The sequence below is a fragment of the Variovorax sp. KK3 genome (genome assembly GCF_001984055.1).
GTDB lineage: Bacteria > Pseudomonadota > Gammaproteobacteria > Burkholderiales > Burkholderiaceae_C > Variovorax.
Genome location: NZ_LYVO01000101.1, coordinates 1 through 19909, shown reverse-complemented (window position 1 = coordinate 19909; position 19909 = coordinate 1). Strand labels below are relative to the sequence as shown.

The 19909-nt window shown below is 68.5% G+C and carries 25 protein-coding genes; 13 read left to right on the top strand and 12 right to left on the bottom strand.

Annotation, left to right across the window (positions count from 1 at the left end):
* The 5 genes from B0W80_RS30640 to B0W80_RS30625 all read left to right on the top strand — a co-directional run.
* Positions 1–550, top strand: a 550-nt coding sequence (locus B0W80_RS30640; RefSeq protein WP_077002933.1) for a chromate transporter, incomplete at its 5' end; no start/stop codon positions are given.
* Positions 547–1146 carry a chromate transporter gene (locus tag B0W80_RS30635; protein WP_077002932.1) on the top strand — a complete coding sequence of 200 codons (600 nt, stop codon included), beginning with the start codon at positions 547–549 and terminating at the stop codon, positions 1144–1146. The genes B0W80_RS30640 and B0W80_RS30635, both read left to right, overlap by 4 nt.
* 40 nt (positions 1147–1186) lie before the next feature.
* Positions 1187–2158: an aldo/keto reductase gene (locus tag B0W80_RS30630; protein ID WP_077002931.1), complete on the top strand. Its 972-nt coding sequence runs from the start codon at positions 1187–1189 to the stop codon at positions 2156–2158.
* 94 nt (positions 2159–2252) lie between these two features.
* Entirely contained in the window at positions 2253–2423 is a 171-nt protein-coding gene (locus B0W80_RS35215; RefSeq protein WP_143684854.1) for a SoxR reducing system RseC family protein, read from the top strand.
* Positions 2424–2573: 150 nt separating this feature from the next.
* Positions 2574–2837, top strand: a complete 264-nt coding sequence (locus B0W80_RS30625; RefSeq protein WP_077002930.1) for a hypothetical protein — start codon at positions 2574–2576, stop codon at positions 2835–2837.
* Between the two features lie 29 nt (positions 2838–2866).
* Here B0W80_RS30625 and rlmB read toward each other — a convergent pair whose 3' ends face one another.
* Together rlmB and B0W80_RS30615 are read right to left on the bottom strand one after the other, a co-directional pair.
* On the bottom strand, positions 2867–3616 hold the full coding sequence (gene rlmB, locus B0W80_RS30620; protein ID WP_077002929.1) for a 23S rRNA (guanosine(2251)-2'-O)-methyltransferase RlmB: 750 nt from the start codon (positions 3614–3616) through the stop codon (positions 2867–2869).
* Positions 3617–3656: 40 nt separating this feature from the next.
* Positions 3657–4355, bottom strand: coding sequence for an ABC transporter ATP-binding protein (locus B0W80_RS30615; protein ID WP_077002928.1), 699 nt, complete (start codon positions 4353–4355; stop codon positions 3657–3659).
* Positions 4356–4372: 17 nt separating this feature from the next.
* Here B0W80_RS30615 and B0W80_RS30610 point away from each other — a divergent pair, with 17 nt between their 5' ends.
* Positions 4373–5029: an arylesterase gene (locus tag B0W80_RS30610; protein WP_077002935.1), complete on the top strand. Its 657-nt coding sequence runs from the start codon at positions 4373–4375 to the stop codon at positions 5027–5029.
* A 9-nt stretch (positions 5030–5038) separates the two neighbouring features.
* Here the strand turns inward: B0W80_RS30610 and B0W80_RS30605 are convergent, their stop codons facing one another.
* A complete protein-coding gene (locus B0W80_RS30605; protein WP_077002927.1) occupies positions 5039–5962 on the bottom strand; it encodes a ZIP family metal transporter in 924 nt (307 codons plus the stop codon).
* Positions 5963–6120: 158 nt separating this feature from the next.
* On the opposite strand from B0W80_RS30605, the gene B0W80_RS30600 reads away from it, so the two are divergent.
* The 5 genes from B0W80_RS30600 (at position 6121) to B0W80_RS30580 (ending at position 11339) form a co-directional block, all read left to right on the top strand.
* On the top strand, positions 6121–7428 hold the full coding sequence (locus tag B0W80_RS30600; RefSeq protein WP_077002926.1) for a serine hydrolase: 1308 nt from the start codon (positions 6121–6123) through the stop codon (positions 7426–7428).
* Between the two features lie 283 nt (positions 7429–7711).
* Positions 7712–8836, top strand: coding sequence for a GTP 3',8-cyclase MoaA (gene moaA / locus B0W80_RS30595; RefSeq protein ID WP_077002925.1), 1125 nt, complete (start codon positions 7712–7714; stop codon positions 8834–8836).
* The gene (gene mobA, locus B0W80_RS30590) at positions 8833–9483 is read left to right on the top strand and encodes a molybdenum cofactor guanylyltransferase MobA (protein WP_077002924.1); all 651 of its coding nucleotides are present in this window, start codon (positions 8833–8835) and stop codon (positions 9481–9483) included. Before moaA ends, mobA begins: the two co-directional genes overlap by 4 nt.
* 16 nt (positions 9484–9499) lie before the next feature.
* On the top strand, positions 9500–10816 hold the full coding sequence (gene glp, locus B0W80_RS30585) for a gephyrin-like molybdotransferase Glp (RefSeq protein WP_077002923.1): 1317 nt from the start codon (positions 9500–9502) through the stop codon (positions 10814–10816).
* 19 nt (positions 10817–10835) lie between these two features.
* Positions 10836–11339: a Crp/Fnr family transcriptional regulator gene (locus B0W80_RS30580; protein ID WP_077002922.1), complete on the top strand. Its 504-nt coding sequence runs from the start codon at positions 10836–10838 to the stop codon at positions 11337–11339.
* Between the two features lie 9 nt (positions 11340–11348).
* On the opposite strand, the gene rnhA is transcribed toward B0W80_RS30580, so the two are convergent.
* Together rnhA and B0W80_RS30570 are read right to left on the bottom strand one after the other, a co-directional pair.
* The gene (gene rnhA / locus B0W80_RS30575) at positions 11349–11798 is read right to left on the bottom strand and encodes a ribonuclease HI (RefSeq protein WP_077002921.1); all 450 of its coding nucleotides are present in this window, start codon (positions 11796–11798) and stop codon (positions 11349–11351) included.
* Positions 11795–12571, bottom strand: coding sequence for a class I SAM-dependent methyltransferase (locus B0W80_RS30570; protein WP_077002920.1), 777 nt, complete (start codon positions 12569–12571; stop codon positions 11795–11797). Before B0W80_RS30570 ends, rnhA begins: the two co-directional genes overlap by 4 nt.
* Before the next feature lie 19 nt (positions 12572–12590).
* Here B0W80_RS30570 and gloB point away from each other — a divergent pair, with 19 nt between their 5' ends.
* Entirely contained in the window at positions 12591–13388 is a 798-nt protein-coding gene (gene gloB / locus B0W80_RS30565) for a hydroxyacylglutathione hydrolase (RefSeq protein ID WP_077002919.1), read from the top strand.
* A complete protein-coding gene (locus tag B0W80_RS30560; RefSeq protein WP_077002918.1) occupies positions 13385–15016 on the top strand; it encodes a transglycosylase SLT domain-containing protein in 1632 nt (543 codons plus the stop codon). The genes gloB and B0W80_RS30560 overlap by 4 nt, the downstream gene beginning before the upstream one ends.
* Before the next feature lie 24 nt (positions 15017–15040).
* On the opposite strand, the gene B0W80_RS30555 is transcribed toward B0W80_RS30560, so the two are convergent.
* From B0W80_RS30555 to B0W80_RS30525, 7 genes are all read right to left on the bottom strand, one after another.
* Positions 15041–15874: an ABC transporter permease gene (locus B0W80_RS30555; RefSeq protein ID WP_077002917.1), complete on the bottom strand. Its 834-nt coding sequence runs from the start codon at positions 15872–15874 to the stop codon at positions 15041–15043.
* Positions 15874–16698, bottom strand: coding sequence for an ABC transporter ATP-binding protein (locus tag B0W80_RS30550; RefSeq protein ID WP_077002916.1), 825 nt, complete (start codon positions 16696–16698; stop codon positions 15874–15876). The genes B0W80_RS30555 and B0W80_RS30550 overlap by 1 nt, the downstream gene beginning before the upstream one ends.
* 48 nt (positions 16699–16746) lie before the next feature.
* Positions 16747–17790 (bottom strand): ABC transporter substrate-binding protein, encoded by a 1044-nt coding sequence (locus tag B0W80_RS30545; protein ID WP_077002915.1) that lies wholly within the window; start codon positions 17788–17790, stop codon positions 16747–16749.
* A 159-nt stretch (positions 17791–17949) separates the two neighbouring features.
* On the bottom strand, positions 17950–18342 hold the full coding sequence (locus B0W80_RS30540) for an MAPEG family protein (protein WP_077002934.1): 393 nt from the start codon (positions 18340–18342) through the stop codon (positions 17950–17952).
* A gap of 19 nt (positions 18343–18361) precedes the next feature.
* A complete protein-coding gene (gene recR / locus B0W80_RS30535) occupies positions 18362–18952 on the bottom strand; it encodes a recombination mediator RecR (RefSeq protein ID WP_077002914.1) in 591 nt (196 codons plus the stop codon).
* 7 nt (positions 18953–18959) lie between these two features.
* Positions 18960–19292 (bottom strand): YbaB/EbfC family nucleoid-associated protein, encoded by a 333-nt coding sequence (locus B0W80_RS30530; protein ID WP_077002913.1) that lies wholly within the window; start codon positions 19290–19292, stop codon positions 18960–18962.
* 39 nt (positions 19293–19331) lie between these two features.
* Positions 19332–19909 (bottom strand): DNA polymerase III subunit gamma/tau C-terminal domain-containing protein (locus B0W80_RS30525; protein ID WP_306171883.1); only part of this gene is annotated, 578 nt, incomplete at its 5' end.

The window sequence follows — 19909 nt, the reverse complement described above, 5'->3', positions numbered from 1 at the left end:
CCCCCAGCCCCGCTCCATCGGCGACCTCTTCGTCTCCTTCACCTGGCTGGCCTTGCAGGGCTTCGGCGGCGTACTGGCCATCGTGCAGCGCGAGATGGTCGAGAAGAAGCGCTGGCTGACGGCCGACGAGTTTCTCGAAGACTGGGCGGTGGCCCAGGTGCTGCCGGGCCCCAACGTGATCAACCTCGCCCTGATGATCGGCGACCGCTACTTCGGCCTGCGCGGCGCGATGGCCGCGGTGGCGGGCATGCTGACCGTGCCGCTCGGCGTGATCCTCGTGCTGGCACTGCTCTACGCCCACTTCGCGGGCAATCCCCAGGTGGCGGGCGCGTTGCGCGGCATGGGTGCGGTGGCCGGCGGCCTGATCGCGGCGACCGGCATCAAGCTGATTCCGGCGCTGCGCCGGCACCCGCTGGGCTTCGGCATCTGCCTCGGCATCGTGGCGATGGTGTTCGCCGCCATCGCGCTGCTTCGCATTCCGCTGGGGTGGGTGCTCGTGGTAGTGGGCGGGTCCGTCTGCGCCTGGACCTGGCGGAGGATCGGCAAATGAGCATCACGATGCATTGGCACGACTGGCTCGGCCTCTTCGGCCAGTACCTGCTGCTTTCATTGCTGTCCATCAGCGGCGCCATCACCACCGTGCCCGACATGCACCGCTACCTGGTCGACCGCCACGGCTGGCTGACCGACGCGCAGTTCAGTTCGTCGGTCGCCATCGCACAGGCGGCGCCGGGGCCCAACGTGCTCTTCGTGGCGCTGATGGGCTGGAACGTCGGCATCAATGCGGGCGGCGGCATCGGCGCAGGTCCGTCGGCCTGGCTCCTGGGCCTGTTCGGCCTGGCCGTCACCATGGTGGGCATCATGCTGCCCAGCACCACGCTGACCTACCTCGCCACGCGCTGGGGCCATCGCAACCGCGAACGGCGCGGCGTACGCGCCTTCAAGCAGGGCATGGCGCCCGTGGTGGTGGGCCTGCTGATCGCCACCGGCTGGGTGCTGGCGGCCGGTAACCATGGCGGCGACGCGCCTGCCTGGCACCTCTGGGTGGTCACGGGCGTCGCTGCGCTTATCGTGTGGCGCACCCGTATCCATCTGCTGTGGTTGCTGGGGGCCGGCGCGCTGCTGGGCGCCATCGGCTTCGTTTGAACACGAGCACTCTAGAACCATCTCCCCAAGGAAAGCATCCATGCAACTTCGCACCCTCGGCCGCTCCGGTCTCCAGGTTTCGCCGCTGGCCTTCGGCGGCAACGTCTTCGGCTGGACCGTGGACGAGAAGCTCTCTTTCCGCCTGCTCGATGCCTGGCTCGACGCCGGCTTCAACTTCGTCGACACGGCCGACGTGTATTCGTACTGGGTGCCGGGCCACAGCGGCGGCGAGTCCGAAACCATCATCGGCAAGTGGCTGCGCCAGCGCGGCAAACGCAACCAGGTGGTCTTGGCGACCAAGGTCGGCAAACCGATGGGCGAGAACAAGAAAGGGCTGTCGCCGGCCTACATCCGGCAAGCCGTGGATGCATCGCTCAAGCGCCTGCAGACCGACCACATCGACCTGTACCAGTCGCACGACGACGATGCGGACACGCCGCTGGCCGACACGCTGGGCACTTTCGCCGAGTTGATCAAGGCCGGCAAGGTGCGCGCCATCGGTGCCTCGAACTACAGCGCCGCCCGCCTGGCCGAGGCACTCGACGTGGCCGAGCGCGAAGGCCTGCCGCGCTACGAGAGCCTGCAGCCGCTGTACAACCTGTACGACCGCGCGGTGTACGAAGACGAACTCGAACCGCTGTGCGCGGAGCGCGGCGTCGGCGTGATCAACTTCTACGCGCTGGCTGCCGGCTTCCTGACCGGCAAGTACCGCAGCCAGGCCGATGCCGGCAAGAGCGCGCGCGGCGAAAGCACCACCAAGAAGTACCTCAACCCACGCGGCCTGCGCATCCTGGCTGCGCTCGACGAAGTCGCCAAGGCCCATGGCGCCACGCCCGGCCAGGTGGCGCTGGCTTGGCAGATCGCGCGGCCCTCCATCACCGCGCCGATCGCGAGCGCCACGTCGATGGCCCAGCTCGACGATCTGGCCGCGGCCGCTCGACTCACACTCGATGCCGAAGCTATCGCGCTGCTCGACGAGGCGAGCGCGGAGCAGGCGGCCGGTCGGCGGTAGGCACGTTCCGACACACATTGGCGGCCGTTGCCGCCTGCGGGGCCCGCGCCGACCCGCCGAGACTGTGGACCGTGTTCAAAGTTGGAGAAGAACTATGTCCTTTGCGCTCTACATGATCGGCTTCTTGATTTTCCTGGGCGGCATCGCCTGGGGCGCGTCGGTGGCTGGCGTGCCTTCGCTCTACATCGGCATCGGTGCCTTGATCCTGCTGGGCATCGGCATCTTCAGCGCGGTGGGGCGCACGCGCAGCAAAGACCCTTCCTAGCAGGCCGCCTGCCGCCCTGATCGTCGGGGCGGCTTCTTCGCGGCAAAGACCCTCTTCACACACCGGCTCGTCAGCTTGCGCTGGGGGTGAACGGTTTAAGCTCCTCTTTCTACCCGGACGTCCGGGTCGAGAGAAGCGAGCGAGGAAACAATGGACGATGACCGCGAGGTCAAGCGCTTCGGCTACGAGGGGTGGGACATCCGCATCTGCCTCGATGGCCCGGTCGCAGGCGATGGGCAGCTTTCGGCCCAGGCCGAACTGAGCCTCGCCGGCGCGGGCAAATGCAGAATTTCCCTGTCGGGCCGCATCGACATCGACACGGCCTGCGACACGCTAGAACGCAAGGCGAAAGCCTGGGTCGACGACTGGAAGTCTCGCGAGCATTCCGGCGGCACGCACTTCGCCGAGCTCTGATACCGGGCAGGTCTTCGTATGGCGCGCGTTCAGGGCTTGCTGCGCTGACGCATCGCCTCGTAGAGGCACACCCCGCTCGCCACCGACACGTTGAGGCTCTCGACCGCGCCCGCCATCGGGATGCTGACCAGTTCGTCGCAGGTCTTGCGCGTGAGCTGCCGCATGCCCTCGCCTTCGGCACCCAGCACCAGCGCCAGCGGCCGCGTGAGTTCGCACTGGTACAGCGTGCCGGGCGCATCGTCGCTGGTGCCCACGCACCAGATGTTGCGCTCCTTCAACTCGTTGAGGGTGCGGGCCAGGTTGGTGACCATGAAGTAAGGCACCGTCTCTGCCGCGCCGCTCGCCACCTTGGCGACCGTGGCATTGATGCCGGCCGCGTGATCCTTGGGCGCGATCACCGCGTGCGCGCCTGCACCGTCGGCGACCCGCAGGCAGGCACCGAGGTTGTGCGGATCGGTGACGCCGTCGAGCACCAGCAGCAGCGGCATGGTGCCCGCGGCCTCCAGGTCTTCGAGCAATTCGTCGAGCGTGCGCTTTTCGGTGATGGGCTGCACGCGCGCGGCCACGCCCTGGTGCCCGTGGCTGCCGCTGAGCTTGGACAGGCGCAGGCCGTCGGCCTCGACCAGGCGCACGCCGGCCTCTTGTGCGCGGGTGATGAACTGGCGCATGCGCGCATCTCGACGGCTGGCATCGAAGAGGACCTCGATCACCGAGGCCGGTGCGGTCTTGATGCGCACGCCCACGGCGTGGAAGCCGAAGATCACTTTGGGGGAAGACATCGCGGGATTATCGAGCCCGCCCGCGCCAGGCCTTCAGCGCCTAGACGCCCTGGTCGTCGAAGCCCACCCGCCCGGCCTCGATGGTGATGCGGCGTTCGCACTGTGCGGCGATGCCGCGGTCGTGCGTCACGAGCACCAGCGTGGTGCCGAGTTCGCGGTTCAGGTCGAACATGAGGCGCATCACCTGCTCGCCGGTGGCGAAGTCGAGACTGCCGGTCGGCTCGTCGGCCAGCAGCAGCGCCGGCTGCACCACGAAGGCGCGGGCCAGCGCCACACGCTGCTGCTCGCCGCCCGACAGCACCTTGGGGTAGTGATTGAGCCGCTGGCCCAGGCCCACGCGGCCGAGCATGTCGGTGGCGGCCTTGCGTGCGTCGCGGCGGTCGGCCAGCTCCAGCGGCAGCATCACGTTTTCGAGCGCGCTGAGGTTGCCCAGCAGTTGAAAGCTCTGGAACACGAAGCCGACCTTGCGTGCCCGAAGCGCCGCGCGGTCGTCCTCGTCGATGGCGAACAGGTCTTCGCCGGCCAGCTTGACCGTGCCGCGCGTGGGCGTGTCGAGGCCCGCGATGATCGACAGCAGCGTGCTCTTGCCCGAGCCCGATGCCCCGACGATCGCTGCGGTCTCCCGTTCACCCAGCGTGAAGTCGATGTCCTGCAGAATGTCCAGCGTGCCCGCGGAGTCGGTGACCGACTTGAAAACATGTTCGACGGCGACAATGGCGGCTGGTTGGATCGAGGACATTGAAAGGTTTGGACGTGGTGAATCGGCGTCACTTTATCTTGGCCGGCTCGCTGGCCGGCGCTGCGGCTGCATGGTCCGCAAGGGTATGGGCCCAACCGACAGGCGGCGGCAAGCCCGTCATTCTCGTGGTGGGCGACTCGCTGTCGGCCGAGTACGGGCTCAAGCGCGGCGAAGGCTGGGTGCCCTTGCTCGAGAAGCGGCTGGCCGAGCAGAAGATCGCGGCCACGGTGGTCAACGCCAGCATCAGCGGCGACACCACGTCCGGCGGGCGTGCACGGCTGGCAGCCCTGCTGACCCAGCATCGGCCCACGCACGTGGTGCTGGAACTCGGCGGCAACGATGCATTGCGCGGCCTGCCGCTGGCCGGCACCGAAGACAACCTGACCCAGATGACCAAGGCCGCGCAGGCCGCCGGCGCGCAGGTGCTCATCGTCGGCATCCAGGTGCCGCCCAACTACGGCAGCGATTACACGCGCCGCTTCGAGGCGATCTTCACCAAGGTCGCCGGCAGCACGAAGGCCGCGCTGGTACCCTTCCTGCTGAAGGGCATCGCGGACGGGCCGGAGGCGACCACGCTGTTCCAGGCCGATCGCATTCATCCCACGGCGGCCGCCCAGCCGCGCATGCTCGAAAACGTCTACCCGACATTGCGCAAGATGCTGGGTGCCCGCTAGCCGCGCGCCTCAGCCCAGCGCCGTATCGAGCAGCATCATCAGCACGAAGCCCACCATCAGCCCACCCGTCGCGAAGGCCTCGTGGCCCTTGCGGTGCGACTCGGGAATGATCTCGTGGCTGATGACGAACAGCATCGCACCGGCCGCGAAGCCCAGGCCCCAGGGCAGCAGTGCCGCCGACTGGCCGACGACGGCCGCACCCAGCACCGCCCCCACCGGCTCGACCAGGCCCGAGGCCATGCCGATCGCAACGGCGAACGACCGGCGGTAGCCTGCCGCCAGCAACGCCGCCGCGACCACCAGGCCTTCGGGCACGTCCTGGATCGCGATGCCCGTCGCCAAGGCGCCACCGCGCAGCGCATCGCCACCGGCAAAGCCGACACCGATGGCGAGCCCTTCCGGCAGGTTGTGCAGGGCGATCGCGAAGACGAAGAGCCAGGTGCGGCGCAACGCCCGCGCGTTCTGCCCTTCCGCGCCCTTGATGAAATGCTCGTGCGGCAGCACGCGGTCGAGCAGCAGCAACGCCGCGCCGCCGAGCAGGATCGAGAGGCCGACGACTCCGCCCGCACCCCATGCGTCCATGCCGCTGGCGCGGGCCGCCGCGATGCCCGGAATGATGAGCGAGAAGGCGCTCGCGGCCATCATGACGCCGGCGCCGAAACCGAACAGGGTGTCCTGCGTCCGATCCGACAAGCGCTGCGAGAAGACGATGGGCACGGTGCCCAGCGCGGTCGCCAAGGCGGCGATCGAGCCACCCATCAGGGCCTGCCACACCGTCGGCCGGCTGGCCGCGAACTGCAGGAACTGCGTCGCCACCACCAGCGCACCGGCCAGCACGATCGCGCTGCCGATCCACTGCTTGAGCGGATGGCCAGTTCGACGGACGACCCGGCCGATGGTGCTTCCGGGGGTGAGTGATGCGCTGTGGTTCATGCTGCAAATGATAGAAATTCTCATTTGACCCGTGCTTCGGGAATTTCAATCCTGGCGATAGCGACATCCGCCTGCGCCCGCCGTGCCGGACCTGTGCCTACACTTGCGCGGTCGCGGACTCCAGCCGCGCATCCACCTCGACGAGGAGACACAAGAAGATGAAGCCGCAAACCCAGGCGCAGATCACATCGCTCCGGCGCACCCTGATCCACTTCACCGCCGGCCTCAGCCTCGCCGCGCCGCTGCTGGCGATGGCGCAGTCGCTGCCCACCACGACGCCCGAACGCGTCGGCATGTCCAGCGAGCGGCTGCAGCGCATCAGCGAGGTGTTCAAGGCCGACGTGGCCGCCAACAAGATCCCGGGCGCGGTGCTGCTCGTGGCGCGGCACGGGCAGATCGCCTGGTTCGACGCGGTCGGCAAGCTCGATCCGGCCGGCAGCACGCCCATGCCGCGCGACGGCATCTTCCGCATCTACTCGATGAGCAAGCCGATCACCACGGTCGCCGCGATGATGCTGGTGGAAGACGGGCGCATGAAGCTCGACGACCCGGTGTCCATGTACCTCCCCGAGTACGCCAGCATGAAGGTCGGCGTCGAAAAGCCCGGCGCGGACGGCAAGCCGGTGCTGGAGACGGTGCCCGCGCGCCGGCCGATCACGGTGCACGACCTGATGCGCCACACCTCGGGCCTGACCTACGGCTTCTTCGGCCCGGGCCTTGTCAAGCAGGCCTACAACGCCGCCAACCTGGGCGCTGGCGATCCGAGCAATGCCGAGTTCTCGCAGCGCCTGGCCCAGCTGCCGCTGGCCTACCAGCCCGGCACTACCTGGGACTACAGCTATTCGACGGACATCCTGGGCCGGGTGGTCGAGGTCGTGTCGGGCCAGAGCCTCTACCAGTTCGAGAAAGAGCGCCTGCTCGACCCGCTGGGCATGAAGGACACGAGCTTCTACGTGAGCGATGCGGCGCGTCGGCAACGCATCGCCGAGCCGCTGTCGAACGACCGCGGCTTCGGCGTCGGAGCCGAGTTCAACGACCCGCGGGTAGTGCAGAAGGCCGAGTCGGGCGGCGGCGGCATGGTGTCGACGGCCAGCGACTACGCGCGCTTCCTGCAGATGCTGCTCAACGGTGGTTCGCTGGACGGCAAGCGCTACCTGGGTTCGCGCACCCTGGGCTTCATGGTGTCGGACCATTCGAACGCGGGCGCAGGCATCGCGCAGGGCCCGTTGTACCTGCCCGGCCCGGGCTACGGATTCGGCCTCGGCTTCGCGGTGCGCCGCGCGGACGGCGAGGCCGCATTCCCGGCCCCCGCCGGAGAGTTCAACTGGGGCGGCGCCGGCGGCACCTACATGTGGGTCGACCCCGAGAACGACCTGTTCGTGGTGCTGATGCTGCAGTCGCCCAAGTACCGCGTGCACTACCGGAGCCTGCTGCGCAACATGGTCTATGCCGCCGTGGACAAGTAGCCACGCCACGGCGTGGCTCGGAGCGATGGGTTAAATTGCTCGTCCGCATGAGCCGCCGGGCCGTTCCCAAGGCGAATACCGCAGCGCGCAGCGCGGAGGTTTTCTTATGAGCCGCCGGGCCGTTCCCAAGGCGAATACCGCAGCGCACAGCGCGGAGGTTTTCTTATGAGCCGCCGGGCCGTTCCCAAGGCGAATACCGCAGCGCACAGCGCGGAGGTTTCCTTATGATCCGCCGGGCCGTTCCCCGAGCGAACAACGCAGCCGGAGGCGAAGGTCCCCGTTTATGAGTCGAAAGCACGTCATCCCCCTCTCGCAGATCGGCCGCGCCCGCAGCGCGCCGCCGCTGCCCGGGCACGACGTTCCCGCGACCGGCCTGCTGCTCGACCAGTTCTCGCGCCCGCTCACCGACCTGCGCATCAGCGTCACCGACCGCTGCAACTTCCGCTGCAGCTACTGCATGCCCAAGGAAGTCTTCGACAAGGACTACCAGTACCTGCCGCACAGCGCGCTGCTGAGCTTCGAGGAAATCACGCGGCTGGCGCGCATCTTCGCGTCGCACGGGGTGCGGAAGATCCGGCTCACGGGCGGCGAACCGCTGCTGCGCAAGAACCTCGAACTGCTCATCGAGCAACTGGCCGCGATCCGTACGCCCGAAGGCGAGCCGCTCGACCTGACCCTGACCACCAACGGATCGCTGCTGGCGCGCAAGGCCGTCGCGCTCAAGGCGGCCGGGCTGCAGCGCGTGACCGTCAGCCTCGACGGGCTGGACGACACCGTGTTCCGCCGCATGAACGACGTCGACTTTCCCGTCGCCGCCGTGCTCGCAGGCATCGACGCGGCGCATGCGGCCGGTCTCGGCCCGATCAAGGTCAACATGGTGGTCAAGCGCGGCACCAACGAGCAGGAGATCCTGCCGATGGCGCGCCGCTTTCGCGGTACCGGCGTGGTGCTGCGCTTCATCGAATACATGGACGTGGGCGCCACCAACGGCTGGCGCATGGACGAGGTGCTGCCCTCGGCCGAGGTGCTGCAGCACATCGGCAACGAGTTTCCGCTCGTGCCGCTCGAAGCCACTGCACCCGGCGAGACGGCGCAGCGCTGGGCCTACCAGGACGGCGCAGGCGAAATCGGCGTGATCAGCAGCGTGACCCAGGCCTTCTGCCGCGACTGCACGCGCGCGCGCCTGTCGACCGAAGGCAAGCTCTACCTGTGCCTGTTCGCCAACAGCGGCCACGACCTTCGGCCGCTGCTGCGCGGCGATGCCGACGATGCACGGATCGCATCGGCCATCGGCCACGTCTGGCAAGGCCGCACCGACCGCTATTCCGAACTGCGCGCCCTGCGCGGCCCCGACACCGAGGCGCCCGACGGCCCGCGCCGCGTCGAGATGAGCTATATCGGCGGATGAACCAACCCACCACCATCGCAGCAGGCGAGATCACCGGGCTCGTGCTAGCCGGCGGCCGCGGCTCGCGCATGGGCGGCGTCGACAAGGGCCTGCAGAGTTTCAACGGCACGCCCCTCGCCCTGCATGCGCTGATGCGGCTTGGGCCGCAGGTCGGCGAGATGATGATCAACGCCAACCGCAACCTGGCCGCCTACGAGTCCTTCGGCGTGCCGGTCTGGCCCGACGGCCTGGCCGACTATGCCGGGCCGCTGGCCGGCTTCCTGACCGGCATGGAGCGCTGCGAAACACCCTACCTGCTCACCGTGCCCTGCGACACGCCCCTGTTCCCGCACGACCTCGCCGCACGGCTGGGCGAGGCGCTGGTGACGCACGATGCCGAGATCGCGATGGTCAGCGCGCCCGAGGCCGCTGCCGAAGCCGACGGCGCCGCCGCGCTGCGGCCGCAGCCCGTGTTCTGCCTGCTGCGCGCCGACCTGCTCGAAAGCCTGGTGCGCTTCACGCAGGAAGGCGGGCGCAAGATCGACCGCTGGACGGCGCAGCACCGCACGGCACTCGTGCCCTTCGACCGGCCGGGCGATGCGCCCGATGCCTTCTTCAATGCGAACACGCTGGCCGAGCTTCACTCGCTCGAAGCCCAGCGACGCTGACGACCTTTTTCCTTTCATGAGCCGCATCGCAGAGATCGCCGCCGCACTGGCCGGCTACGACCCCAAGGCCCTCGGCGTCGACGCGGTGCAGGGTTTCCTGGCCCGCCTGGCCGGGCCCGCCGCCATGACGCAGGTCGAGCACGTCGCGCTGCGCGATGCGCTGGGCCGCGTGCTGGCCGAAGACATCGTGTCGCCGGTGAGCGTGCCGCCGCACGACAACTCCGCCATGGACGGCTTCGCCTTCGACGGCGCCCTGCTGCCCGCCGATGCCGCCAGTTACGACGAATCGATCACGCTTCGCGTGGTCGGCACCGCGTTCGCCGGCACGGCCTGGCGCGGCAGCTTGGCGCCGGGCGACGCGGTCAAGATCATGACCGGCGCCGTGATGCCCGCGGGCCTCGACACCGTGATACCGCAGGAGTTCTGCTTCGTCGAAGGCGAGCGGGTGCGCTTTCCCGCCAAGGCCTTGCGCCGCGGCGACAACCGCCGCCTGGCCGGCGAAGACCTGATGCAGGGCCGCCCGGCGCTGCTGCGCGGCGAGCGCCTGTCGCCGGCGGCCATCGGCATGGTGGCCAGCCTGGGCCTGCCGATGGTGCCGGTGCTGCGGCGCCTGCGCGTGGCGTACTTCTCCACCGGCGACGAAATCCTGAGCCTGGGCGAGCTGCCGCGCGAGGGCGCCGTGTACGACAGCAACCGCTACACCGTCTCGGGCTTGCTCGCGCGCCTCGACTGCGAGCTGATCGACCTGGGCCTCGTGCGCGACGACCCCGCGAGCCTGGCCGCCACACTGCAACGCGCCGCCGGCGAAGCCGACGCCATCATCACCAGCGGCGGCGTCAGCGTCGGCGAGGCCGACCACACACGCGCCGTGATGCAGCAGCTGGGCGACATGGCCTTCTGGCGCGTCGCGATGCGCCCCGGGCGGCCGATGGCCGTCGGCCTGATCCCCAAGCCCGGCCAACCGGACGGCCCGGCCGTGCTCTTCGGCCTGCCCGGCAACCCCGTGGCGGTGATGGTGACCTTCCTGGCCTTCGTGCGCCCGGCCCTGCTGCGCATGATGGGTTGCCACGAACGCGCCTGCACGCCGCCGCCGCTGCTGCGGGCCCGCAGCGCGTCGGCCATCCGCAAGAAGGCGGGGCGTACCGAATACCAGCGCGGCCGCGTCGAATGGGTGCCCGGCGCCGAGCCTCAGGTGCGCATCGCGGGCAACCAGGGCTCGGGCGTGCTGAGCTCGATGGTCGAGGCCAACGGGCTGGTCGTGCTGCACCACGAACAAGGCAGCGTGGCGGCCGGCGACATGGTCGACGTCATGATGTTCGAGGGTGTGATCTAGGATCGCGCAGGAGACGCGCATGCTCGCGGCCAGAATCGAGTTGGTGCAGCAGATGCCGATCTTCGGCGCCATCGACGCCGCGGCCATCGAGTTTCTGCTCGAGCCCGCACCGGTGATCGAAATGGCTGCGGGCCGCTATTTCTTCCGCGAAGGCGACATGGCCGACTGCATGTACGTGCTCGAGCGCGGCAGCGTGACCATCATGAAGAACTGGGGCGACCGACTGCTGCTGCTGCGCCGCCTCTCGAGAGGCGATTGCTTCGGCGAGATGGCACTGCTCGACCTGTTCCCACGCAGCGCATCGATCCGCGCCGACGAGGACTGCAGCGCGATCTGCATCACGCCCGACAACCTGCTGCGCCTGTTCGAGCACGACGCCACGCAGTTCGCGCTGATCCAGATGAACATCGGCCGGGAACTGAGCCGCCGCTTGCGCGCCACCGACGACCTGCTGTTCCGCGCACGGATGGGCGAGGCGCTCGAAGCACCGCAGACGCTCGCCGCGCCGTCCGCGGCCAGCTGAGCCTCGCGTTCAGATCCTGCCCAGCGCGCGATCCACACCCTTGTTCGCCAACCCGTCGGCGCGCTCGTTGCCCGGGTCGCCCGAATGGCCCTTGACCCAGCGCCATTCGATCTTGTGGCCGCCTTCCGACACCAGCTTGTCGAGTTCCTTCCACAGCTCGACGTTCTTCACCGGCTGCTTGGTCGACGTCAGCCAGCCCTTGGCCTTCCAGCCGCGGATCCATTCGGTGATGCCCATGCGCACGTACTGGCTGTCGAGGTACAGCACCACCTTGCAAGGGCGCTTGAGCGCGGCCAGGCCCTCGATGACCGCCTTGAGCTCCATGCGGTTGTTGGTGGTGTTGAGTTCGCCGCCGAAGAGTTCCTTTTCGGTGGCACCCGACTTGAGCCAGGCACCCCAGCCGCCAGGGCCGGGGTTGCCCTTGCAGGCGCCGTCGGTGTAGATCTGTACTTCGGTCAAGAAGCTTTTCCTTGTCTTTGTCGGGTTCGATGGGGGTGATGGCCGCGGTGTACCTTGCCGGCGATCGGCACCGGCGCGCTCGCCCGCTGCGCGGCGCGGCGCCAGTCGGCGGACAGCAAACGCATGCCGCGCACCCGCTTGACCGCCACCAGGAAATACACCGCGCCGAAGATGGGCCACCAGCGCTCGCCCAGGGTGTCGAACCAGCGGTAGCGCTCGAGCCAGGCCTCGCTGCGCACCGCGGGGCGGTAGATGCCGAAGTCGCCCGATTCCACTTCGAAGCTGAGCAGGCGCAGCCAGTCGCGCATGCGCCGGTAGCCGATGAAGTCGCCCGAATCGGGCAGGTAAAGTTCGCCGAAGCCCAGCCGCCCCCAGAGGCGCGCACGCCACTGGCGCATGCCCCACAGGCTGGCCGGGTTGAGGCCGCAGATGACGACGCGGCCCTCGGGCACCAGCACGCGCTCGACCTCGCGCAGCGTGGCGTGCGGGTCGTGGCTCAGTTCGAGGGCGTGCGGCAGCACCACCAGGTCGAGGCTGTTGGCCGAAAAAGGCAGGGCGGTGAAGTCGGTGACCAAGGCGCCGCCCGCCTTGCAGGCAGGGTCGTCCGTGGCCAGCCAGCGGTGCTGCATGCGGTTGGTGCGCAGGCCCTCGACCTCGGGCAAGCCCAGCTGCAGCGCGTGATAACCGAAGACGTCGATCACCGCCTGATCGAAGCGCGACTGCTCCCAGGCCAGCAGGCAGCGGCCGGGAGGGGTCTGGAACCACTCGTGCAAACCTATAATTTGACCGCTCATGAAGCTCGTTCCACTGCCCGCCTTCGCCGACAACTACATCTGGATGCTGCAGGACGGGCGCAACGCGATCGTGGTCGACCCGGGAGATGCCGCGCCGGTCTTCGATGCGCTCGCTCGTGGCAGCCTGCAATTGGCCGCGATTCTAGTCACGCACCACCATGCCGATCACACCGGCGGCGTGGCGGCGTTGCGCGACGCCACCGGCGCACCAGTCTTCGGCCCCGCTCGCGAAGCGGTGCCCGAGCCCCTCACGCGCCTGGCCCATGGCGACCATGCCGAGGTGCTGGGCCTGCGCTTCCAGGTGATCGACGTGCCGGGCCACACGGCCGGCCACATCGCCTACTTTCTGCCAGCGGATGCGCGCAGTGCAGCGGCCGGGGTGCCCGCCCCGCTGCTCTTCTGCGGCGACACGCTGTTTTCCGGCGGCTGCGGCCGGCTCTTCGAGGGCACGCCCGCGCAGATGCTGGCCTCGCTCGACGCCCTGGCCGCCCTGCCCGGCGGCACCCGCGTGTGCTGCGCCCACGAGTACACACTTTCTAACCTGCGTTTCGCCAATGCCGTGGAACCCGGCAATGCCGAACTGGCTCAGTACACGGCGCAGTGCGAGTCGCTGCGCGCGCGCGGCGAGCCCACGCTGCCTTCGCAGCTGGGCACCGAGCGCCTCATCAATCCCTTTCTTCGCAGCCGCGAAGCCACTGTCCTGCAGGCGGTCCGCAACCATGCAGGCCTTCCCGCGCAAAGCGGGGCGGCCGAGGTGTTCGCCGCCCTGCGCCAATGGAAAAACGACTTTCGATGAAATTCATCCTTGCTGCCTGCCTTGCCGGCTCGCTCTTCCTCGCGGGCTGCGCGAGCACCACCGGCTCGGGCTCCTCCTCTTCGTCCAAGGCGACCGCTTCCGGCTCATCGACGGCCACCGTCCCCAGCGGCAGTGCCGCGCCGGTGTACCCCACCGAGCCCCTGACCCCCATCGCCAGCAGCGCAGCGCGCTCGCGCTCGGTGGTCACGCTGGCGCCGCCGGCCGACATGTGGGACCGCGTTCGCCGCGGCTTCAAGATGCCGAACCTCGACACCGAGCTGGTGCGTGACCGCGAGCAGTGGTATGCCACCCGGCCCGACTACATGCAGCGCATGACCGAGCGTTCGAGCCGCTACATCTTCCACATCGTCGAAGAACTCGAGCGCCGCGACATGCCCACCGAGTTGGCGCTGCTGCCGTACATCGAAAGCGCCTTCAATCCGCAGGCCGTGTCGAGTGCCAAGGCGGCGGGCATGTGGCAGTTCATGCCGGCGACGGGCACGGACTTCGACCTCAAGCAGAACATCTTCCGCGACGACCGGCGCGACGTCATCGCCTCCACCCGCGCGGCGCTCGACTACCTGCAGAAGCTCTACAACATGTTCGGCGACTGGCACCTGGCGCTGGCGGCCTACAACTGGGGCGAAGGCAGCGTGAGCCGTGCCATCGCGAAGAACCAGCGCGCCGGCCTGCCCACCGGCTACACCGACCTGAACATGCCCAACGAGACACGCTACTACGTGCCCAAGCTGCAGGCGGTGAAAAACATCGTGGCCAACCCGGAGCGCTTCAACACCGATCTGCCGCTGATCGCGAACCACCCCTACTTCCAGACCGTCGCGCTCACGCGCGACCTCGACGTGGCCCTGGCCGCCAAGCTGGCCGACGTGCGCATCGAGGACTTCCGCGCGCTCAACCCTGCCGCCCACAAGCCCGTGCTGCTGGCCGCCGGCACGACCGACATCCTGCTGCCGTGGGACAACGCCGCCGTGTTCCAGCGCAACTTCGAGGCCTACAGCCAGGGCCAGTACGCGAGCTGGACGGCCTGGACCGTGCCCAACACCATGACGGTGTCGGACGCCGCCCAGCGCTCGGGCATGAGCGAAACCGACCTGCGGGCCATCAACAGCGTGCCGCCGCGCATGCTGATCAAGGCCGGCTCCACGCTCATCGTGCCACGCGGCGCGCGCGTGCAAGAGGACGTGCAGGCCGCGGTCGTCGACACGGGCCACCTGAGCTTCCAGCCCGAGATCGTCACCCGCCGCACCCTGGTCAAGGCCGGGCGCAGCGACAGCGTGGCCAGCATCGCCAGGCGTTACCGGCTCAGCCCGGCCAGCGTCGCCGAATGGAACGACGTGAAGGGCGGCCATGCCTTCAAGCGCGGCGAGTCGGTCGTGGTCTTCCTGCCCGTGCGGGCCGCCGGCGCCGACCGCGTGGGCCGCGGCACCCGCGGCCGCGACAGCACGGTGGTCGTCACCGGCAAGCGCGGCGGCGGCGTGGTCAAGACCAGTTCGGGCAAGGCCGCTCCGGCAGCGGCTTCGCGGTCGAGTGCGGCGTCGCGTTCGAGTTCGGCCTCCAAGGTCGTGCGCGAGAAGCGCGGCGGCACGCCGGCCAAGAAGAAGCGCTGACGGCTCGCCAACGAGGCCTCAGCCTCAGAGCTTCTCCGCCTCGCCGCTCCTCGGCTGCCACTTCATGAGCCGCCGCTCGATCACCCCTACCAGGCCGTCGAGCACCAGCGCGAAGGCCGTGAGCACCGCGATGCCGGCGAACACGGTGTTCACGTCGAAGGTGCCCTCCGCCTGCAGGATCAGGTAGCCGACGCCGCGCGCCGATCCCAGGTACTCGCCCACCACCGCGCCGACGAAAGCCAGCCCCACCGACGTGTGCAGGCTCGAAAACACCCAGCTGGTCGCGCTCGGCAGGTACACCGTGCGCAGCAGCTGCCGCTGGTTGGCGCCGAGCATGCGCGCATTGGCCAGCACCACGGGGCTGACTTCACGAACGCCCTGGTAGACGTTGAAGAACACGATGAAAAACACCAGCGTGACCGCCAGTGCCACCTTGCTCCAGATGCCCAGCCCGAACCACAGCGCGAAGATGGGCGCCAGGATCACGCGTGGCATCGAGTTCGCAGCCTTGATGTAGGGGTCGAGGATCAGGCTGGCCGTCGGCGCCAGCGCCAGCCACAGCCCGCAGGCCAGGCCCAGCAACGTGCCGATGCCGAAGGCCAGAACGGTTTCGAGCAGGGTCACGCCCAGGTGCCGGTAGATGTCGGCGTTGCCCGGCAGGCCCTCGGGAAAGATCGCGTTGGGCGGCACCGCGATGGGCAGAAACCAGCTCCAGATGCGCCCTGCCACCTTGATCGGTTCGCCCAGGAAAAAGGCCACCTGCGTGTCGCGCGATGCCAGGTGCCACACGACCAGCAGCACGATGAGCAGCAGCAACTGCCACACGCGCGCATTGCCTTCGTGCGGCGCAAGCTTCATCAGGCGGCTTTCTTCAGTTGCTGCGCATAGCCCTTGAGCACTTCGTCGCGCAGCACATTCCAGATCTGCGTGTGCAGTTCGACGAAGCGCGGATGCGTGCGCACATCCGCCACGTCGCGCGGTCGCGCCAGGTCGATGACGAATTCGCCGATGGGGTGCGTGGCCGGCCCGGCAGACAACACGACCACGCGGTCGCTCATGGCGATGGCCTCGTCGAGGTCGTGGGTGATGAAAAGCACGGCCTTCTTCTTGGCAGCCCAGAGCGCCAGGACTTCGTTCTCCATCAGTTGCCGCGTCTGCACGTCGAGCGCGCTGAAGGGCTCGTCCATGAGAATGATGTCCGGGTCGAGCGCCAGCACCTGGGCCAATGCGGTGCGCTTGCGCATGCCGCCTGAGAGCTGGTGCGGGTAGCGGTCGCCGAAGCCCGTCAGGCCGACCCGCGCGAGCCACTGCTCGGCCTGCGCCCTCGCCTCTTCCTGCGGCACACCGCGGTATTGCAGCCCCAGCATCACGTTGGCCAGCGCGCTGCGCCAGGGCATCAGCGCCTCGGACTGGAACATGTAGCCTGCGCGCGTGTTGATGCCTTGCAGCGGCTGGCCGAAGACTTTGACCTCGCCCGAGGAGGGCTGCAGCAGGCCGGCGCCAACGTTGAGCAGCGTGGACTTGCCGCAACCCGTGGGGCCGACCACCGAGACGAATTCACCGGCACGCACGCGCAACGAGGTTTCAGCGACGGCGGTGTAGCGATTCGCGGGCTCGTTCCGTGCCCGGAATGTGCAACTGATGTCGAGGAGTTCGAGCGCGTAGTCGTGAGCGTCGGCCATGGGGAGGAAGAAAAAAACCCGGCCGGAGCCGGGTCGCAAATCGGCAACTCAGGCTTTGAAGCGCTCCTTCGCGCGCCGCGCGAATTCGTTGGTATACGTCTTGCCCAGGTCGATCTTGTCGGCTTTGACCGAGGTGTCGAAGCTCGCAATAGCGGCCAGCGCAGTCTTCGGGCCTTCGGAGGGGACCATGCCATCGGTCGCGATGGCCTCGCGCACCTTGTCGAAGGACGCGAGGTACAACGCGCGGTCGCCCAGCAGGTAGGTCTCGGGCACCGTCTTGATGATGTCGCCGGGCCCTGCGGTCTGCAGCCATTTCAGGCCATGCACGATCGCATTGGCCAACGCCTGGCAGGTGTTGGGGTTCTTCTGCACGAACTCTGCAGGGGCATACAGGCAGGCCGCGGGCATCGGGCCGCCGAACACCTCCGCGGTGCCCTTCAGCGTGCGCGTGTCGCTGATGATCTTCACGTCGCCCTTTTGTTCGAGCATGGTCATCACCGGGTCGGTGTTGCTGATGGCGTCGATCTGCCCCGAGCGCAGCGCCGTCAGCGCGCCGGCCGCGACGCCCACGCCGATGAAGCTCACGTCGCTGGCCTTGAGCCCGCCGCGCGACAGCACCAGGTTGGCCACCATGTTGGTCGACGAGCCCGGCGCCGACACGCCTATCTTCTTGCCCTTGAGGTCGGCGATGGTCTTGTAGCCCGCCATGTTCTTGGTCGACACGCCGATCGCGATCTGCGGCGCACGGCCCTGCAGCACGAAGGACTGGAAGACCTGGTTCTTGGCCTGCAGGTTGATGGTGTGTTCGTAGGCGCCCGAGCAGACGTCGGCCGAGCCGCCCACCACGGCCTGTAATGCACGCGCACCACCGGCGAAATCGGATATCTCGACATCGAGCCCCTCGGCCTTGAAGTAGCCCAGCTGCTCGGCGATGGTGAGCGGCAGGTAGTAGAACGCCGCCTTGCCGCCGACCGCGATGGAGATCTTCGGCTTCTCGATCTTGGCCTGCTGCGCGCGCACCCACAGCGGCACCGCGATGGAGGCGGCGCCCAGGGTCGCGGCGGCAAGTGTGAAGCGACGGCGATGGAGCATGTGACGACGCCCGCGGGCTCTCTGGTTCGTGTAGTTCGAATCGAGCTTAGGGGCGTGCAACGCGCACCGGCATCGGGAACATCCCGTGCGGGTTTCCACGTAAGCATGAAGGCCTCGTGGGAGACGCTCACGAGGCCGTTGCAAGGCCGCGCAGAGACGCTAGCGGCCAGCGAAAAGGATCGCGATGTTGACCAGGAAGCCGAGCGCCCAGACCGCGCTTCTCGCGCTTCCGAAGCCGCGGATGTAGAGCGCGAGGTAGACGATGCGCAGCAGCACGTAGGCCGCTGCCAGCAGGTCCAGCGTCAGCTGATCGGCGCCCAGCTGGTGCGCGATGACCACCGCGCCGATGAAGAAGGGCAGGCCCTCGAAGCTGTTGTTCTGCGCGGCGAGCGCGCGTGCACGCCAGCCGCCCTGGCGACTCATCCATTCGCGCGGCGCATCGTTGTCGCGCTTCTTGAAGGCGCCAAGCTTCGCGATGTAGGCGGACAGGTAAGGCAGCAGCGCCGCTGCCAGCACGCACCAGTAAGCCAGGGTGAGGGACGGGATATGCATGAGTGTCAGCGCATGAGTGTCAGCGCCGGTCGACCAGCGCATGCGCGATGGTGCCGAGGTCCACGTACTCGAGTTCGCTGCCCGCGGGCACGCCGCGCGCGAGCCGCGTCACCGACAGGCCGCGCTGGCGCAGCGTCTCGCCGATGACGTGTGCAGTGGCCTCGCCCTCGGCGGTGAAGTTGGTGGCGAGTATGACTTCGCTCACCGCCCCGTCGAGCGCACGTTCGAACAGCTTGGCCAGGCCGATGTCCTTGGGCCCGATGCCGTCGAGCGGGCTGAGCTTACCCATCAGCACGAAGTAATAGCCGCGAAAGGCACCGGTGCGCTCGAGCGCGGCCTGGTCGGCCGGCGTCTCGACCACGCACAGCTTGCTCGCATCGCGCCGTGCATCGAGGCACACGTTGCACACGGGCGCCTCGGTGAAGGTGTTGCAGCGCTCGCAATGCCGCACGTGGGCCGCCGCCTGCTCGAGCGCGCGCGCCAGCACGCGGGTGCCGTCGCGATCGTGCTGCAACAGGTGAAACGCCATGCGGGAGGCCGACTTCGCACCGATGCCCGGGAGCCGGCGCAGGGCCTCGATCAGGGTGTCGAGAGCGCTGGAATCTGCCACGCGCGGCTTAGAACGGGAGCTTCATGCCGGGCGGCAGGCCGGGCATGCCAGCGGTCAGCTTGCCCATCTTCTGCTCGCTGGTTTCCTCGGCCTTGCGCACGGCGGCATTGAAGGCGGCAGCCACCAGGTCTTCGAGCATGTCCTTGTCGTCGCCCAGCAGGCTGGGGTCGATGGTCACGCGCTTGACGTCGTGCTTGCAGGTCATCACCACCTTCACCAGGCCGGCACCGGACTCGCCTTCGACCTCGATGGTCGCCAGCTCTTCCTGCGCCTTCTTGAGGTTGTCCTGCATCGCCTGCGCCTGCTTCATGAGGCCGGCCAGTTGTCCTTTGTTGAACATCGTTGGTCCTGTCGTCGTTGATGGATGAAAGAAAAATGGTCAGGCGGGCCGGAGCGAGCCCGGCACGATGCGCGCGTCCCAGTCGCGCATCATGGACTGCACGTCGGGGTCGCTGCGAATCGCCTCTTCGGCCTCGCGCTGCCGCGCATCGGCCGCCTGCTTGTTGCGCCGCGCCGGGCTGTCGGCCACGGAGCCGATTTCGATGGCGAGCCGGACGGCATGCCCCACGTTGGCCAAGGCCGCCTGCAGCTTGTCGCGGCTGCCTGCCTGGTTGAGCGACTCGCGCTCCACACGCAGCAGCCATTGGTCGACGTCGCGCGCCACCAGCTGCGATTGCAGCGCCAGTTCGCGCGCCAGCGCCGAGATGGCCTCGGCCGCCACGAGCTCGGTGACGGTGGTGAACCAGAAGTCGCCGTCCTCGCTGGGCTCGATAGGCGTGGGCGGTGCGTCGCGTGCGGCATCGCGGGCGCCGGGCGGTGGCTGAACGCGAACCGGCATGGCGAGCACGTTGGCGGCTGGGGTCGGCGCCAGTACAGGTTCGGCTGCGGCGGCAGGCCCGAAGCGGCCCTCTTCTCGCACGGGCAGGCGGTGGCCGGAGGGCACCCCCGGCGCATGAG

What these genes read in the sequence shown, in the direction of transcription:
- B0W80_RS30635 (WP_077002932.1), top strand. Translation starts at nt 547, where the DNA reads ATGAGCATCACGATGCATTGGCACGACTGGCTCGGCCTCTTCGGCCAG.
- B0W80_RS30630 (WP_077002931.1), top strand. Translation starts at nt 1,187, where the DNA reads ATGCAACTTCGCACCCTCGGCCGCTCCGGTCTCCAGGTTTCGCCGCTG.
- B0W80_RS35215 (WP_143684854.1), top strand. Translation starts at nt 2,253, where the DNA reads ATGTCCTTTGCGCTCTACATGATCGGCTTCTTGATTTTCCTGGGCGGC.
- B0W80_RS30625 (WP_077002930.1), top strand. Translation starts at nt 2,574, where the DNA reads ATGGACGATGACCGCGAGGTCAAGCGCTTCGGCTACGAGGGGTGGGAC.
- rlmB (WP_077002929.1), bottom strand. Translation starts at nt 3,616, where the DNA reads ATGTCTTCCCCCAAAGTGATCTTCGGCTTCCACGCCGTGGGCGTGCGC.
- B0W80_RS30615 (WP_077002928.1), bottom strand. Translation starts at nt 4,355, where the DNA reads ATGTCCTCGATCCAACCAGCCGCCATTGTCGCCGTCGAACATGTTTTC.
- B0W80_RS30605 (WP_077002927.1), bottom strand. Translation starts at nt 5,962, where the DNA reads ATGAACCACAGCGCATCACTCACCCCCGGAAGCACCATCGGCCGGGTC.
- B0W80_RS30600 (WP_077002926.1), top strand. Translation starts at nt 6,121, where the DNA reads ATGAAGCCGCAAACCCAGGCGCAGATCACATCGCTCCGGCGCACCCTG.
- moaA (WP_077002925.1), top strand. Translation starts at nt 7,712, where the DNA reads ATGAGTCGAAAGCACGTCATCCCCCTCTCGCAGATCGGCCGCGCCCGC.
- mobA (WP_077002924.1), top strand. Translation starts at nt 8,833, where the DNA reads ATGAACCAACCCACCACCATCGCAGCAGGCGAGATCACCGGGCTCGTG.
- glp (WP_077002923.1), top strand. Translation starts at nt 9,500, where the DNA reads ATGAGCCGCATCGCAGAGATCGCCGCCGCACTGGCCGGCTACGACCCC.
- B0W80_RS30580 (WP_077002922.1), top strand. Translation starts at nt 10,836, where the DNA reads ATGCTCGCGGCCAGAATCGAGTTGGTGCAGCAGATGCCGATCTTCGGC.
- gloB (WP_077002919.1), top strand. Translation starts at nt 12,591, where the DNA reads ATGAAGCTCGTTCCACTGCCCGCCTTCGCCGACAACTACATCTGGATG.
- B0W80_RS30560 (WP_077002918.1), top strand. Translation starts at nt 13,385, where the DNA reads ATGAAATTCATCCTTGCTGCCTGCCTTGCCGGCTCGCTCTTCCTCGCG.
- B0W80_RS30555 (WP_077002917.1), bottom strand. Translation starts at nt 15,874, where the DNA reads ATGAAGCTTGCGCCGCACGAAGGCAATGCGCGCGTGTGGCAGTTGCTG.
- B0W80_RS30550 (WP_077002916.1), bottom strand. Translation starts at nt 16,698, where the DNA reads ATGGCCGACGCTCACGACTACGCGCTCGAACTCCTCGACATCAGTTGC.
- B0W80_RS30545 (WP_077002915.1), bottom strand. Translation starts at nt 17,790, where the DNA reads ATGCTCCATCGCCGTCGCTTCACACTTGCCGCCGCGACCCTGGGCGCC.
- B0W80_RS30540 (WP_077002934.1), bottom strand. Translation starts at nt 18,342, where the DNA reads ATGCATATCCCGTCCCTCACCCTGGCTTACTGGTGCGTGCTGGCAGCG.
- B0W80_RS30530 (WP_077002913.1), bottom strand. Translation starts at nt 19,292, where the DNA reads ATGTTCAACAAAGGACAACTGGCCGGCCTCATGAAGCAGGCGCAGGCG.